A 15,446-nucleotide genomic window follows, 5' to 3' on the forward strand; every position below is an offset into this window, starting at 1 on the left:
CGGTTGCGCCGTGACCGGGTCGGGTTCGTGTTCCAGCAGTTCAACCTCCTGCCGATGTTCACCGCCGAGCAGAACATCACCCTGCCCGTCGAGCTGGCCGGCGGCACGGTGGACAAGGCCTGGTTCACCACCCTGGTCGACACCCTGGGCCTGGCCGGCCGGCTGACGCACCGCCCCGGGGAGCTGTCCGGTGGGCAGCAGCAACGCGTCGCGATCGCCCGCGCCCTGATCGCGCAGCCCGACGTCGTATTCGCCGACGAGCCGACGGGCAACCTCGACTCCCGCTCCGGCGCCGAGGTCCTGTCCTTCCTGCGCCGCTCGGTGCGCGAGCTGGGTCGCACGATCATCATGGTCACGCATGATCCGTCCGCCGCCGCCTACGCCGACCGTGCGGTCCTGATCGCCGACGGTCGCATCGCGGGCGACATCACCGACCCGACGCCGGAGTCCGCGATGGCCGGCCTCGACGCCCTGCGCACCCTCGAACCTTCCGTCGCCACTGCGCCCGGGACGGGTGCGTGATGGCCAGGTCCTTCCCCACCGCACGCCTCACCCTGGCGCAGATGCGCCGCAGCGTCGGGCGGCTCACCGCCGCTGGCGTCGCCATCCTGATCAGCACCGCGTTCGTCACCGTCACGCTGCTCGCCGGAACCGTCATCCAGGGCACCACCCACGACATGGTCGCGGCCCAGTACGCACAGGCCGATGCCGTCGTTTCCATCCCGCAGGGCTACGACGAGGGCACCTTCACGGACGCCGATGTCAAGGCCGTCGCCGACGTCGATGGTGTCGAGGCGGTACAGCCGCTCACCGGCTGGTACGGCGACCTGCGCAACGGCGGCAAGGGCGGCTACCAGCTGTTCGCTCCGGTCCCCGAGGACCCGCGGCTCTCGCCGCTCGAGCTGACCGACGGCGCCTGGCCCGCGGCCGACGACGAGGTCGCCCTGACGACGAAGGTCGCCGAGCGGCTCGAGGTCGGACTCGGTGACGAGCTGTCGGTCAAGCGCGTCATCTACCCCGAGGGCTGGTCCCAGAGCCAGGCGGAGGACCCGGCGACAGAGCTCGGCGAGCCGGAGGAGATCACCGAGAGCCTGACCGTGACCGGCCTGGCCGCCGACCCCTACGGCGCCTACACGACCTTCGGCGGTGCGGCCGCTGTCTCCGCTGCCACGCTCCAGACCTGGACCTCGGCCGAGAACTCCGAGAACTCGGTCACCGAGCTGCTCGTCGTGCTCGACGAGCCGCTGAACGGCGGAGCTGTCCCGGCCACCCTCGACCAGGCGCTCAAGGCCGCCACCAGCGGGGTCGAGGGCGTGTCCGTCCAGACCACCGAGGAGGTCGCGACCGCGAAGACCGCAGAGAAGACCGGGGGCCAGGATCTCGTCTTCCTCGTGTTCGTCATGACGTTCGCCGCCATCGCGCTGCTCATCGCGGCCATGGTCATCACCAACACGTTCCAGGTGCTCATCGCCCAGCGGACCCGCGCCCTCGCGCTGCTGCGCTGCATCGGCGCGGGGACCGCGCAGCTCTACCGCAGCGTCCTGCTCGAGGCCGCGATCCTCGGCGCCGTCGCCTCCGCGGTCGGCATCCTCACGGGTGCGCTGCTCGCCCAGGCCGCGCTGCTCGTGGCACCGAGCTTCGACCTCGGCGTGCCGCTCCCCGCGATGATCGCGCTGACCTGGCAGTCGATCGTGCTGCCGCTCGTCGTCGGCACGATCGTGACCGTCCTGGCCGCGCTCGCCCCGGCCCGCTCGGCGACCCGCGTCGCACCCCTGGCCGCACTGCGGCCGTCCGACACCCCGACGCTCCGCGCCCGGTCGGGGCGGACCCGCCTGGTCGTCTCGCTCCTCGCCCTCGTCGGCGGGTTCGCACTGCTCGGCCTCGGCGTCTTCCTCGGGATGGAGGGAGCACCACAGTTCGGCCTCATCGCGGCCGTGGGCGGCGGTGCCGTCGCGTTCTTCGGCGTCGTGCTGAGCGCGGTGCTCTGGCTGCCCCGCGTCGCGGCCGGCCTGGGCGCCCTGGTGGCCCGCACCGGTCCCGCCTCCCGCCTGGCCGTCGCCAACACGCTGCGCAACCCCCGCCGCACCGCGGCGACCTCCACCGCGCTGCTCATCGGCGTCACCCTCGTCACCATGATGTCCACCGGCGCGGCCAGCGCCCGCATGTCCGCCGAGAACCTCCTCGACGAGACCTACCCCTACGACGTGAGCGTGTCGTCGTCCTCGCCCGAGTACGTCGAGGACCTCCGCGACGCCGTCGCCGGGACCGACGGTGTCGGGGCCACCGTCCTGGTGACGAACGGCTCGGTCACGCTCGGCGGCGAACCGGACACGAGCGTCGTGGGCGCAGATCCCCAGGACCTCGCCGCCGTGGTGAACGTGTCCGAGGAGGCGAAGCGCCTCACCGAGGGCTCGATCCTCCTGACCCAGGAGACGGCCGACACCATGTCCGTCGGTGCGGGCGACCAGGTCACCCTCTCGGGCGGGAACGGCTCGGCCGACCTGGACGTCGTCATCACGAGTGCGGACCCGCTCAACCGGGTCGTCACCACCACCGACCTCGACCGCGTGGCCGACGAGGAGACATGGACCGATATCTGGGCCAAGATCTCGGGCGGCGACGTCACGACGGTGCTGGGCGACGTCCAGGACGCCGCCGCGCAGGTCGACGGCGAGGCCTTCGTCATGGGTCCGGCCGCGGAGGCCGCGCAGTTCGGCCAGGTGGTGGACGTCATCCTCGGCATCGTGGTGGGCCTGCTCGCCGTCGCCGTCGTGATAGCCCTGATCGGCGTGACCAACACGCTGTCCCTGTCGGTGATCGAGCGCACCCGGGAGTCCGCGACCCTGCGGGCCATCGGCCTGAGCAAGGAACAGCTGCGCGGCATGCTCGCCGTCGAGGGCGCCCTCATCGCCGGCGTCGGCGCGATCCTCGGCATCGTGCTCGGGCTCATCTTCGGCTGGGCCGGCGCAGCGACCGCGCTGTCCCTCATGGGCGACGTCCGCTACGCCGTCCCGTGGACCGACATCGCAGCGGTCGTGGTCATCGCGCTCGTCGCCGGGCTCCTGGCCTCGGTGCTCCCCGCACGGGCCGCCGCCCGCACCTCACCCGTGGCGGCGCTCGGGGTGGAATGACGACCACCCGCCGCTGACCCGGCGCCCGTGCACCGCTGGCCGGTGCACGGGCGCCGTCGTGCGGGCGCCGTCGTGCGGGCGCCGTCGTGCGGGCGCCGGCCCGCGCCGGTCGGCCTAGGTGGCCTAGGTGGCCTAGGTGGCCGGGTCGTTGCTCCGGTCGCCGCGTGCCCGTGGCAGCGCCGTCCGCGACGACATCGCCACGAGCGCCATCGACAGCGCGGCCGCCACCGCCCCGAAGCCGAACATCTCACCGTAGGACCAGGTGCTGTGCAGCCACGCCAGCACCATCGGCGCGAAGAAGCCCAGATAGGTCAGGGAGTAGAAGACGGCGGTCAGACCGGCGAGCTGTCCGGGGCCCGCGATGCGCGCGACCTCGCTGAGCCCGGCCACGAGGCCGAGCCCGTACCCGATCCCCAGCACCACGCCGGCGACCACACCGAGCGGCAGCGACGGCGTGACCGAGGCCCAGGCCGCCAGACCCATCCCGAACGCGACGATGCTCAGCGCCACGACCGACGCGCGGGCCGATGCCGGGGTGTCGATGCGCCGGGCCAGAACCTGGATGCCGATGCCGCACCCGAGCGAGAGCACGGTCAGGATGCCGGCGAAGGCGATCGGGAGGTCACCCGCGTGGTCGGAGAGCAGCGCGGGCAGCACCGCGTAGGCGCTGCCGCCACAGCCGAACACCCAGGGCGCGAGCGGCAGGACCACCCGCAGGAACCGCGGGTGCCGGACGGCGGTGATCCGCAGGTCGTCGCGCAGCCGCGCACGGTCGCCCCGGCGCAGCACCGGGTTTGTCTCCGGCACGCGCAGCAGCCACGCGCCCGCGGCCAGGGCTCCGGCGGCGTGCACGACGTACGACAGGTGCGTGGGCCACGGGCCGAACTGCGCGAGCATCGCCGCGAAACCCGCGCCGACCAGGAACCCGACGGTCAGCGACAGCGAGCCGCGCCGCGGGCCGGCGCCCCGCTCGCCCGCCCGGGCGCTGAGCTCAGTGACCCAGGTGCTGCCGACGGCCATCGCCAGCCCGAGCGCGACCCCGCACAGCACGCGGCCGACGGCGAGCAGCAGCGGGCTCATCGGGTCGACGGCGAGCACCAGCGAACCGAGCGCCCCGATCGGCGCCGCGGGCAGCAGCAGCGGACGGCGGCCGTACCGGTCGGAGAGCGGACCGCCCAGCAGCAGCGCCGGGACGATGCCGAAGACGTAGGCGGCCAGGAGGGCATCGACCGTCACGTCGCTCATGTTGCCCTGCTCGCGGTACATCACGAGCAGAGGTGTGAACTCGTTGCCGCCCCAGGCCACGGCCAGCAGGACAGCGGCGACCGGCCACCAGGCACGCCGTGAGGTCCGGTCGGGGGCAGGGGCGCCCCCCGGCGGCTGGTGTGGCATGACCACATCCTGCGCGGCGGTTGCCCCGGTGAACAAGCCGAGGGACTGTGAGGGTGCGCACACGCACCTCCACAGTCCCTCGCACGACGACCCTGCTGACGAGCCGGGTCTACTTGCTGTCGGCCGAACCGGTCGAGGCTGCGTTCTCGGCTACGGTGCCCGTCTCGGCTTCGGCCGTCGTCCCGGCCGGCTCGCGGTCCTTGGCGTCGGCGGGGTTGGCGTCGGTCGAGTCGGCGTCGGTCGGCTTGGCGTCAGCGGACTCGTCGTCAGCGGACTCGGCGTCGCCAGGCTCGCCGTCGGTCGCCTCGCTCTCCTCGTCCACCGGCTCGCGCCCCGGCTGGTAGACCGACGGCTCGGGCTCCGGGTGCCGCCGACCCTGCACCACGACGATCACGATGCCGAGCACGATCGCGGCCCCCGACGTCCAGATGTTCGCGGGGACACCCAGCGGCGCATCGCTCGTCGGGTCGATGCGGATGGCCTCGAGCCAGCTGCGGCCGAGCCCGTACCAGATCAGGTAGAGACCGAACATGCGGCCCCAGCGCAGCCCGGGTCCTGGCGTACCGCCGTCGGCCAGCAGCGCGGCGTTACGGCGGACCACACGCCGCTCGATGGCGAGCAGCAGGGCGATCCCGATCAGGTTCCAGATCATCTCGTACAGGAACAGCGGGTGGAACAGCGTCCCGGGGTCCGCCCAGTCGGGGAACATCGGCGCGTCCTCGCGGATCTCCAGGCCCCACGGCAGCGTCGTCGGCAGGCCGAACAGCTCCTGGTTCACGTAGTTGCCCAGCCGCCCGATCGCCTGGGCGGCGAGCAGGCCGGGTGCGAGCGCGTCGGCGAACGACCCGAATCGCAGGCCGGTCTGCCGGCAGCCGATCCAGACACCGACCGCCCCACCGAGCAGCGAGCCGAACAGAGCGTTGCCGCCCTCCCAGATGCGTACCCAGGCCCACGGGTCGACGCCCGGGCCGGTGAAGTCACCGAGGTGGGTGAGCACGTGGTAGATCCGGGCGCCGACGATACCGATCGGCACCGCCCACATCGCGATGTCGAGGGCGAGCCCGGGCTCGGCTCCGCGCGCGCGGAGCCGCCGATCCGTGATGTAGGCGGCGGCGGCGATGCCTGCCAGCAGACACAGGGCGTAGGTGTGGATGGTGAGCGGGCCCAGGCTGAACTGGGACCACACCGGGTCAGGGCTGGGGATACTGGCCGGAAGCACGACCCGAAGGTACCGCGACTTACCCACATCGTGGGCATCCGGACCACCGTGGTCGGCAAAAAGTCAGGTGATCGGCAGCCCGGGCTACCGATCACCTGACGTTCTACCGACCACACACACCAGGTCCGCTCAGCGGCGGCGCTTCTCCCGGACTCGGACCGAGATCTCGATGGGGGTGCCTTCGAAGCCGAACGTCTCGCGCAGGCGGCGCTCGATGAACCGGCGGTAGCCGGCCTCAATGAAGCCCGTCGCGAAGATGACGAACCGCGGCGGCCGCGTCGAGGCCTGCGTCGCGAACAGGATCCGCGACTGCTTGCCGCCACGCAGCGGGTGCGGGTGCGCGGCCACGAGCTCACCGAGGAACGCGTTGAGCTTGCCCGTCGGGACCCGCCGGTCCCAGGAGGCGAGCGACCGCTCGATCGCGGGGACCAGGCGCTCGCTGTGCCAGCCGGTGCGCGCCGAGAGGTTGACCCGCGGCGCCCACGCGATCTGCACGAGCTCCTTCTCGATCTCGCGCTCGAGGAAGGGGCGCCGGTCCTCGTCCATGAGGTCCCACTTGTTGTACGCGATGACGAGCGCCCGGCCGGCGTCCACGACCTGCTGGATCACCCGGATGTCCTGCTCGGTCAGCGGGTTCGACGCGTCCACGAGGACCACGCCGATCTCCGCCTTGTCGATTGCGGCCGCGGTGCGCAACGACGCGTAGAAGTCAGCGCCCTTGGTCTGGTGCACCCGGCGGCGGATGCCGGCGGTGTCCACGAACCAGTACGGGATGCCGCGCAGCTCGATGAGCTCGTCGACCGGGTCGCGCGTGGTGCCGGCGACCTCGTCGACGACGACGCGCTCCGCCCCGGCGATCTTGTTCAGCAGCGAGGACTTGCCGACGTTCGGCCGCCCGACGAGTGCCACCCGGCGCGGGCCGGCGGGCCGCAGCACGCCGTGCTCCGACGTGGTGGGCAGGGCCTTCACCGCGGCGTCGAGCAGGTCGCCCGTGCCACGACCGTGCAGGGCGGAGACCGGGTGCGGCTCCCCCAGACCGAGCGCCCACAGGTAGGTGGCGTCCGCCTCGCCCGAGGCGCCGTCCACCTTGTTGGCGCACAGCACGACCGGCTTGCCGGAGCGGCGCAGCAGCTCGACGACCCGCTCGTCGGTGGCGGTGGCGCCCACGGCGGCGTCGACCACGAACACGACCGCGTCGGCGAGGGAGATCGCGACCTCTGCCTGCTCGGCCACCTTCGACTCGATGCCGGCGACGTCGACCTCCCAGCCGCCCGTGTCGACGAGCGTGAACCGGCGGCCGGCCCACTCGGCCGGGTAGGACACCCGGTCCCGCGTCACGCCCGGCTTGTCGGCCACGACGGCCTCACGGCGGCCGAGGATCCGGTTGACCAGGGTCGACTTGCCGACGTTCGGCCGCCCGACGACAGCCAGCACGGGCAGCGCCGCCTCGGCCTCCGCCTGCTCGTCGCTCCACTCGGAGTCGAGCAGCACCTGGTCCGACTCGTCGAGCTCGAACTCCTCGAGGCCGACGCGCAGCGCGCGCTCGCGCGCGATCTCGTCCTCGGTCTGGGCGAGGTCGGGTGCTACCGGGGCGGCAGCGTCCAGGGCAGCATCATCTCGGGCCGCGGCGTCCAGCGCAGCAGCCTCCGATGCAGAGGAGTCGTGGGTCATGCCCCCATTGTCGCAGGCCTGGCGCGCTGAGGTCGCCTCGTGGCCGTATGACCTGTGTCGCTCCGGCCGGCCTCGGACCGTCAGGCCCTGCTGGTCGCCGCCTCTGCCTGCGTGACGACGGCGAGGACGGCGTCGATCGTCTGCTCGAAGTCGAGGTCGCTGGAGTCGACGGTCGCCACGCCGTCGGCAGCGACGTGGAACTGCGTGACCTTCGCGTCGTCCTGGTCGCGGCGCAGCACCTGGTCGCGCGTGGCGTCGACCGCGGTGGCGTCGGCGGCACCGTGCACCTCCAGCGACCGACGGCGCAGGCGCGCCTCCTCGGACGCGGTGAGCAGCACCCGGGCGTCGGCGTCGGGCGCGACGACCGTGGTGATGTCGCGGCCCTCCGCCACGATCCCGCGGCCGCCCGAGTGCACGGCCCGGACCGGGCTGGACTCCTGCTCGATGATCTCGCGCTGGAGCCGCTTGAGCTCGGAGCGGACCTCGAGGTTGGATGCCACCTTCGACACGGCGACCGTGACCTCGGTCGAGCGGATCGCCGCGGCGATGTCCCTGCCGTCCAGCTCCACGCCCGGTGCGGCCGGGTCCAGGCCCATGACCAGCGGCATCGCGCGGACCGCCGTCGCGACCGACGCGGCGTCGTCCAGGTCCGCCGTCTGCATGCTCCACACGGTGGCCGCCCGGTACATGGCACCCGTGTCGAGGTAGGCCAGGCCGAGCCGCGCCGCGACCGCCTTCGACACGCTCGACTTGCCGGACCCGGACGGCCCGTCAATCGCGACAACAACAGGGCTGGTCACAGTCCCGCTCACTTTCCGTTGAGTGCTGGGTATTTGCGGTCAGAGTGCGTCTCAGGGCGCAAATACCCAGCACTCAGCGGTCGAGGTTACAGGTCTACCGCACCCATGAGGGTGCCCAGTTCCGTGCGACCCAGGACTCTGGTGCGGCCCGACTTCAGGTCGCCCAGCGGGACCGGGCCGATCCGGGTCCGCACGAGGCGCGTGACCGGGTGCCCGACCGCTTCGAACATCCGGCGCACGATCCTGTTGCGGCCCTCGTGCAGCACGATCTCCAGCATCGCGAAACCGTCGATCTGCTGGACCACGTGCACCGCGTCCATCTTCGCGATGCCGTCGTCGAGCTCGACGCCCTTCAGCAGCTGCTTGCCGACGCGCGGGAAGATCTCACCCTCGACGGTCACCAGGTACGTCTTGGCGATCTCGTACTTGGGGTGGGACAGGCGGTTGGCGAGCTCACCGTCGTTCGTCAGGAGCAGCAGGCCCTCGCTGTCGGCGTCGAGCCGCCCCACGTGGAAGAGACGCTCCTCACGGTTCTTGATGAGGTCAGCGACGGTCGGGCGCCCCTTGGGGTCGTCCATGGTCGAGACCACGCCCAGCGGCTTGTTCAGCGCGATGGTCACCTTGGCCTGGTCCAGCTGGATCCGCAGCCCGTCCACGTGCACGACGGCGGTGGCCGGGTCGATCCGCACCCCGAGCTCCGTGACGACCTGGCCGTCGACCTCGACGTGCCCCTTCGCGATGAGCTCCTCGCTCGCCCGGCGAGAGCCCAGGCCGGCCTGGGCGAGCACCTTCTGCAGCCGCACGCCGCCCTCGACGTGGACGTCGCGGCCCTGCTCCGCGGGCTGCGCGGGCTTGCGGCGCGGCGCGTTGGCCTGGGCGCGGCTCTTGGCCGAGCTACCGCCCCGGAAGTTCTTGCCGCCCTTGCCGGAATGGTCGGGTCGGCGCGGCTGCTGGCCACCACTGGATTCGCGGCGGCTCCCGCCGCGGCGTTCGTTGCTCATGATTCATCTCTCGGTGAGTCGGGAAGGGCGCTGCGGACCTGCCTGCGGGTCCGTGCTCGGACCCGGTGCTCGGGCCCGGAACCGGACTAGGAGTCCAGCCCGTCGAGGCCGTCGATCATGTCGAGGTCCGGCAGGTGCGGCGCCAGCGGAGGCAGCTCGTCGAGCGACGAGAAGTCCATCCGCTCCAAGAAGTATCCCGTGGTTCCGAACAGAACCGCACCCGAGCTCGGGTCCTGGCCGATCTCGGCGATCAGCCCGCGGGTCAGCAACGTCCGCACGACGCCGTCGACGTTCACCCCGCGCACCGCGCTGACCTGGCCACGCGTCACCGGCTGACGGTAGGCGACCACGGCGAGCGTCTCCAGTGCGGCCTGGCTCAGCTTCGACGACTGCCCGTCCAGCACGAAGCGTCCAACGGGGTCCGCGTGCGCCGCCGACGAGTAGATGCGCCACCCGTCCACGGTCCGGCGCAGCTCGAAGCCGCGCGGCCGGGACCCGAGGTGGCCCGCGTACTCGTCGGCCAGCTCGTGCAGGATGTCGTCCGTCTCGTCCTGGGTGAGGTTCAGGGACGCGGCGATGCGGTCCGCGCCGACCGGGGCGTCGGCCACCATCAGGACCGCCTCGACCGCCGCGTGCGCGCCGCCGGGCAGCGTGTGCACGTCGACGAGAGCCGGCTCGTCCTGCCTCGGGGCCTCGGCCGGGATGGCCACCTGCACGGCCTCGGGGGCCTGTTCTTCGACGGTCATGCTGTCGCCTCCGTTCCGGGCTCCGTGGTCTCTGCCGGTTCCTGCTCGACCGGCTCCTGCTCTGCCGGCACCTGCTCGACCGGCTCCTGCTCGGCTGGCACCTGCAGGACCGGGTCGCCCTCGTCGAACTCGCTCGGCCCGGCCTGGGGGTCGAGGTACTTCACGCCGTCGTCCGGCCCTGCGGTCCACCGCACGGTCAGCTCGCCCAGCGGGCTGACCTGCTCAAAGCTGACGAGAGAGTCGCGGAACAGCTCCAGGAGCGCCAGGAACCGGGCGACCGTCACGAGGCGTTCGGACCCCGCCGTCAGCGACCGGAACGTCACCGACTGCTCAACCCGCAGGCGCCGCACGATGACGCCCGCCTCCTCACGCACGCTCACCGCGGAGCCGTGCAGGTGGGCCAGGCCCACCACGGGCGGCGGCTTGGGGGCCAGCACCCGGGCGGCCAGCTCGGCGAGCTGCTCCCCCGTCGTGTCCCAGACCAGCTCGGGCAGGATCGCGGCGAGGTGCGGTTCGAGCGGCGTCAGGCGCGGCACCCGGCGGCCGGCAGACGCCATCTGGTCGGCGATGACCTTCGAGACCTCCTTGTACGCCCGGTACTGCAGGAGCCGGGCGAACAGCAGGTCGCGCGCCTCCAGCAGCTCCAGGTCCTCGGCGTCCTCGTCGATGACGCCGGGCAGCAGCCGTGCGGCCTTGAGGTCGAGCAAGGTCGCGGCGATCACGAGGAACTCGCTGGCGACGCCGAGGTCCCAGGACGCGTGCTCCTCGCCGCGCGCGGCCGCCTCCCGGGAGGCCCGCTCCGCCTCGCGGATGTGCGCGACGAACTCGTCGGTCACTACCGCGAGCGCCACCTCGGTGACGTCCATCTTGTGCTTCGCGATCAGCGACAGGAGCAGGTCGAACGGGCCCTCGAAGTTGTGCAGGTGGACCTGGAAGGTCCGGGACGCGCGGCGCTCGCCGACGGGAGGCGCGTCGGGACCGGGTACGTCCGGCGCCGCCTCCAGGACGTCAGGCTCTACGGGCACCTCCGCGTCAGGCTCTATCGTCTGCTGCCCGACGCTGCGGTTCTGCTCCGTCCGGGAGCCTCGTTCCTCGACTCCCACACTCCGCGCCACCTCCGCGTCAGGCAGCGTCGCCACGGGCCACGAGCTCCCGGGCGAGCTGACGGTACGCAGCGGCACCCGGGTGTCCCGGCGCGTACGCGGTGATGGGCTCCGCGGCGACCGTGGCGTCGGGGAACTTCACCGTGCGCCCGATGATCGAGTGCAGCAGCGTGTCGCCGAAGGCCTCGTGCACCCGGGCCACGACCTCCCGGGAGTGGAGGGTGCGCGAGTCGTACATGGTCGGGAGGATACCGTCGATCTCCAGGGCCGGGTTGAGGCGGTCCCGGACCTTCTCGATGGTCTCCACCAGCAGCGCGACACCGCGCAGGGCGAAGAACTCGCACTCCAGCGGGATCAGCACACCGTGCGCGGCGGTCAGGGCGTTCACCGTGAGCAGCCCGAGGCTCGGCTGGCAGTCGATGAGGATCACGTCGTAGTCGTCGATCACCGGGCGCAGCGCACGGGCGAGCACGGACTCGCGGGCCACCTCGCCCACGAGCTGCACCTCTGCCGCCGACAGGTCGATGTTCGCGGGCAGCACGTCGAGGTTCTCGATGCCGGACGAGATGAGCACGTCGTGGATGTCGACGTTCCGCTCCATGAGCAGGTTGTAGATGGTGAGGTCGAGCTCGTGCGGGTTGACCCCGATGCCGACAGACGCCGCGCCCTGCGGGTCGAAGTCCACGAGGAGCACCTTGCGGCCGTACTCCGCCAGACAGGCGCCGAGGTTGATCGTGGTGGTGGTCTTGCCGACCCCGCCCTTCTGGTTGCACATCGCGATGATGCGCGCCGGGCCGTGGCTCGTCAGCGGCGCCGGCTCGGGCAGGTCCGGCATGGCGCGCCCGACGACGTCGCGCACGGTCTCCGAGTCCGTGGGTGCGCCGACAACCGTCTTGCCGAGAAGCATGTCGGTCATCGTGTTCGCTCCCTCCTGGCTGGGTGCCTCGCTCACGACCGCCACGCTATACCAGGGTGTGGGCACCACCGGGGTCGCGGCCTCGGCGTGGCGTCCTTCGGCAGTCCGGCTCCCGGACCGTCCCCGCGCGGTCCGCGGACCGTCCCCGGGCCGTCCGCGGCCCGTGGCGCCGGCTACCGCGCCCGCGGGTGGGCCGCGGCGTAGACCTCGCGCAGCGCGTCCGGCGTCACCATCGTGTAGATCTGCGTGGTCGTGACCGACGCGTGCCCCAGCAGCTCCTGGACCACGCGCACGTCCGCCCCGCCGGACAGCAGGTGGGTGGCGAACGAGTGCCGCAGGGTGTGCGGCGAGACGTGCTCCGTGAGGCCCGCACGCGCCGCGGCGGCCTGCAGGGCGGCCCAGGCGGTCTGCCGGGACATGCGGGCACCGCGCGTGTTGAGGAACAAGGCGGGCGTGCCGCGGCCCACGGCGGCCAGCGCAGGCCGCGCCCGGACCACGTAGGCCTCGAGCGCGTCGCGCGCGAACGAGCCGACGGGCACCGCCCGCTCCCGCGAGCCCTTGCCGAAGAGCCGCACGGCGGTGCTGTCGCTCACCCCGTCGACGTCCAGCCCCACGATCTCGGAGATCCGCGCACCGGTGGCGTACAGCAGCTCGAGCAGCGCGCGGTCGCGCAGCGGCAGCGGCCCCTCGCCCGCGCCGGCGGCGTCCAGCAGGGCGCCGACGTCGTCGACGGACAGCGCGTGCGGCAGGCGCCGCAGCTGGGTGGGTGCCCGCACCTCGGCGGACGGGTCGTCCACCGCGAGCCCCTCGGCCTGCGCGAACCGGTGCCAGCCCCGCACGGCGGCCAGGGCACGTGCGGTGGACGACGGCGACAGCGGGCGGCCGCCGTCCGACCCCTGCCGCACTGCCTCGACGAACCCCGTGACGTCGGACTCCGTGACCCCGGACAGGCCGGGCCGGCCGGCCACCGCGAGGTACCCGACGTACCGCGCGAGGTCGCGGCGGTAGGCGGCGACGGTGTTGGCCGAGAGGCCGCGTTCCACGCTCAGGTGCGCGAGGTAGTCCCGCAGGGCGCTCTCGAGCCGGGCGTCCGGGGGCGCGGCGTCCAGGGGCACGGCGTCCGGAGAGGCGGCGCCCTGGGATGCGGCGCCCTGGGATGCGGCGAGCTGGGTCTGACGGTGCGACTGCAGGTGGGCCGGGGCGGTGGACACCGCCCCATCATGCCGAGCGTGACCCGCCCGGACGGGCGGGCCACGCCGGACGACCGCTACGCGCGGTAGTTCACCCCGGTCACGACGGAACCGCAGGCTCAGGACGGATTGATACCGAACAGCTCCGCGCGCGAGCGGATCACCTGCGCGCGGGCGAGACGCGGCTTGTCGCTGCCGTCGCGGATGACGGAGCCCGCCGCCTCGAACTCGGCGAAGAAGTCGACGGCCCAGGCCACGTCGGACGAGGTCGGCGCGAAGGACTCGTTGATGACCGCCGACTGCTCGAAGTCCAGGCAGAGCTTGCCGGTCATGCCAAGGTTGACGGCGTCGGCGGACTGCTCGCGCAGCAGGGCGTGCGACGAGCCCACGGTGGGGCCGTCGACCGGGCCCGGCAGGCCGCCGATGCGGCTGGCGACGACGAGCCGCGTGCGCGGGTACGCCATCGCCATGGGCTCGTTCGCCGCGCCGGTGTCGCGGCGGTAGTCGCCCGAGCCGAACGCGAGGCGGAACGCGCCGCGCGCACGGGCGATGTTGACGGCCTCCTCGATGCCGAGGGCCGACTCCACGAGCGGGATCACGGGCACGTCGCCGCCGAGCCGCTGCGCGGTGTCGATGACGTCGTCGGCGCTCTCCGTCTTGGCCAGCATGACCCCGTTGAGGCCCTTGAGCCCCCGCAGGTGGGCGACGTCGTCGGCCCACGAGGACGCCTGGCGGTCGTTGATCCGGACCCAGGCGCTGCCGCCGTTCTTGATCCACCGGATGACGTTCTCGCGCGCCTCGTCCTTCAACGAGTCGTCGATGGCGTCCTCGCAGTCGAGGATCACCTGGTCCGCGCGGGAGAGCTGCGCCTTGTCGAAGAGCTCGCTCCGCATCGCGGACAGCAGGAGCCAGGCACGTGCGTAGTCGGGGGCCACGCGGGACTTCTCGCGGGCCGCCCGACGCGGAGCCAGGTCACCCTCCGGGACGACGGCGGACGCCGTAGGCAGGCCCGCCGCGTAGCGTCCGGACTGCTCGGCGGGTTCGGTGGTTCGGTCGGCTGGGGTCTCGGTCACGCCCTCAGCCTAGGCCTGTCCTCCGGACCGGCCGAATCATGACCGGGCAGATACCAGCCTCAGAACTACCCGGTTCAGAACAGGATCAGAACGGGAGGAAGACGTCCACGGCCACGGCGACGAAGAGCAGCGACAGGTACGTGATCGACGCGTGGAAAACCTTCATGGCGCCCAGCTTGCCCTTGGCGCTGCCCTGCGCCCGGCGCAGCATGGCGATCGTGGACCAGAGGAACCACGCGCCCAGCGCGGCGGCCGCCGCCGTGTACACCCACGACATGCCGGCGAGGGGCGTGAGGAGCAGCGAGCAGGCGATCATCGCGAGCGTGTAGCCCACCATCTCGGCGGCGACGCGCTTGTCGTCGCTGACCACCGGCAGCATCGGGACCTTCGCGTTGGCGTAGTCCTTCTTGAACTTGATCGAGAGCGGCCAGTAGTGCGGCGGCGTCCAGAAGAAGATGATGCCGAACAGGGCGAGCGCCGCCCAGCTCAGCTCGCCCGTCACGGCGGCCCAGCCGATGAAGACCGGGAAGCAGCCCGCGATGCCGCCCCAGACGATGTTCTGCGGGGTGCGGCGCTTGAGGATCATCGTGTAGCCGACGACGTAGATGGCGATGGCGGCGAGCGCGAGCCACATCGCCGCCCAGTTCACGACCGCCGCGAACCACACGAGCGACAGCAGGCCGAGGATCGAGGCGAACACCAGGCCGGCGGCCGGGGTGATCTCCCCCGTCGCCATCGGACGCTTCTTGGTCCGGTTCATGACCTGGTCGATGTCGCGGTCCCACCACATGTTGAACGCGTTGGCGCTGCCCGCGGCGCCCGCCCCGCCGATCAGGGTGGCGAGGATCAGCCAGAAGTTCGGGAGACCGTCGGCCGCCAGGATCATCGTGGGCACCGTCGTGATGAGCAGCAGCTCGATGACGCGGGGCTTGGTCAGTGCGACGTAGGCGCCGGCCCGGCGGAGGAACCAGCCACCGGGGCGCTGTCCGTCGTCGGCGCCGGCGTCCTGGGGGTTGTGGTTCTGGGGACGCGCGGTCTGGCCGGTCGTCGTGTGGCTCGTTCTCACGCGCGTCGCAGTTCCGTTCGGGAGAGTCCTGAGGTCAGAATCACGCCTGGTAGGTCCTCATACCGGTCAGGCGCGTGCTCATCGTACGTCTCGGCGCGACGCCGCCGCACACCGCATTCCCACGACGACGTGTGAGAT

General features: G+C 72.3%; 13 protein-coding genes. 2 read left to right on the forward strand and 11 right to left on the reverse strand.

Annotation, left to right across the window (positions count from 1 at the left end; translation table 11 throughout):
• Nucleotides 1-522, forward strand: a 522-nt coding sequence (locus AB0F40_RS14150; RefSeq protein WP_357468246.1) for an ATP-binding cassette domain-containing protein, incomplete at its 5' end; no start/stop codon positions are given.
• Nucleotides 522-3,131 carry an FtsX-like permease family protein gene (locus AB0F40_RS14155; RefSeq protein ID WP_357468248.1) on the forward strand — a complete coding sequence of 870 codons (2,610 nt, stop codon included), beginning with the start codon at nucleotides 522-524 and terminating at the stop codon, nucleotides 3,129-3,131. The genes AB0F40_RS14150 and AB0F40_RS14155, both read left to right, overlap by 1 nt.
• A 132-nt stretch (nucleotides 3,132-3,263) precedes the next feature.
• Here AB0F40_RS14155 and AB0F40_RS14160 read toward each other — a convergent pair whose 3' ends face one another.
• From AB0F40_RS14160 to AB0F40_RS14210, 11 genes are all read right to left on the reverse strand, one after another.
• Nucleotides 3,264-4,523, reverse strand: coding sequence for an MFS transporter (locus AB0F40_RS14160; RefSeq protein WP_357468251.1), 1,260 nt, complete (start codon nucleotides 4,521-4,523; stop codon nucleotides 3,264-3,266).
• Nucleotides 4,524-4,632: 109 nt separating this feature from the next.
• Complete coding sequence (gene lgt, locus AB0F40_RS14165) at nucleotides 4,633-5,742, reverse strand: prolipoprotein diacylglyceryl transferase (RefSeq protein WP_357468253.1); 1,110 nt, start codon at nucleotides 5,740-5,742, stop codon at nucleotides 4,633-4,635.
• Nucleotides 5,743-5,871: 129 nt separating this feature from the next.
• Nucleotides 5,872-7,413, reverse strand: coding sequence for a ribosome biogenesis GTPase Der (der, locus tag AB0F40_RS14170; RefSeq protein ID WP_357468256.1), 1,542 nt, complete (start codon nucleotides 7,411-7,413; stop codon nucleotides 5,872-5,874).
• A gap of 80 nt (nucleotides 7,414-7,493) precedes the next feature.
• Nucleotides 7,494-8,225, reverse strand: a complete 732-nt coding sequence (cmk, locus tag AB0F40_RS14175) for a (d)CMP kinase (protein WP_357468259.1) — start codon at nucleotides 8,223-8,225, stop codon at nucleotides 7,494-7,496.
• A gap of 74 nt (nucleotides 8,226-8,299) precedes the next feature.
• Nucleotides 8,300-9,214: a pseudouridine synthase gene (locus AB0F40_RS14180; RefSeq protein ID WP_357468262.1), complete on the reverse strand. Its 915-nt coding sequence runs from the start codon at nucleotides 9,212-9,214 to the stop codon at nucleotides 8,300-8,302.
• Nucleotides 9,215-9,300: 86 nt separating this feature from the next.
• Nucleotides 9,301-9,960, reverse strand: coding sequence for an SMC-Scp complex subunit ScpB (locus AB0F40_RS14185; protein ID WP_357468264.1), 660 nt, complete (start codon nucleotides 9,958-9,960; stop codon nucleotides 9,301-9,303).
• Nucleotides 9,957-10,883 carry a ScpA family protein gene (locus AB0F40_RS14190; protein WP_357468363.1) on the reverse strand — a complete coding sequence of 309 codons (927 nt, stop codon included), beginning with the start codon at nucleotides 10,881-10,883 and terminating at the stop codon, nucleotides 9,957-9,959. The genes AB0F40_RS14185 and AB0F40_RS14190 overlap by 4 nt, the downstream gene beginning before the upstream one ends.
• A 199-nt stretch (nucleotides 10,884-11,082) precedes the next feature.
• Nucleotides 11,083-11,970: an AAA family ATPase gene (locus tag AB0F40_RS14195; RefSeq protein ID WP_357468366.1), complete on the reverse strand. Its 888-nt coding sequence runs from the start codon at nucleotides 11,968-11,970 to the stop codon at nucleotides 11,083-11,085.
• Nucleotides 11,971-12,152: 182 nt separating this feature from the next.
• A complete protein-coding gene (gene xerD, locus AB0F40_RS14200; RefSeq protein ID WP_357468368.1) occupies nucleotides 12,153-13,094 on the reverse strand; it encodes a site-specific tyrosine recombinase XerD in 942 nt (313 codons plus the stop codon).
• A gap of 194 nt (nucleotides 13,095-13,288) precedes the next feature.
• A complete protein-coding gene (locus AB0F40_RS14205; RefSeq protein ID WP_357468371.1) occupies nucleotides 13,289-14,140 on the reverse strand; it encodes a CoA ester lyase in 852 nt (283 codons plus the stop codon).
• Between the two features lie 187 nt (nucleotides 14,141-14,327).
• On the reverse strand, nucleotides 14,328-15,308 hold the full coding sequence (locus AB0F40_RS14210) for a heme o synthase (protein WP_357468267.1): 981 nt from the start codon (nucleotides 15,306-15,308) through the stop codon (nucleotides 14,328-14,330).
• Nucleotides 15,309-15,446: the final 138 nt, after the last annotated feature.

The sequence above is a fragment of the Promicromonospora sp. NPDC023987 genome, assembly GCF_040639055.1.
Lineage (GTDB): Bacteria > Actinomycetota > Actinomycetes > Actinomycetales > Cellulomonadaceae > Promicromonospora.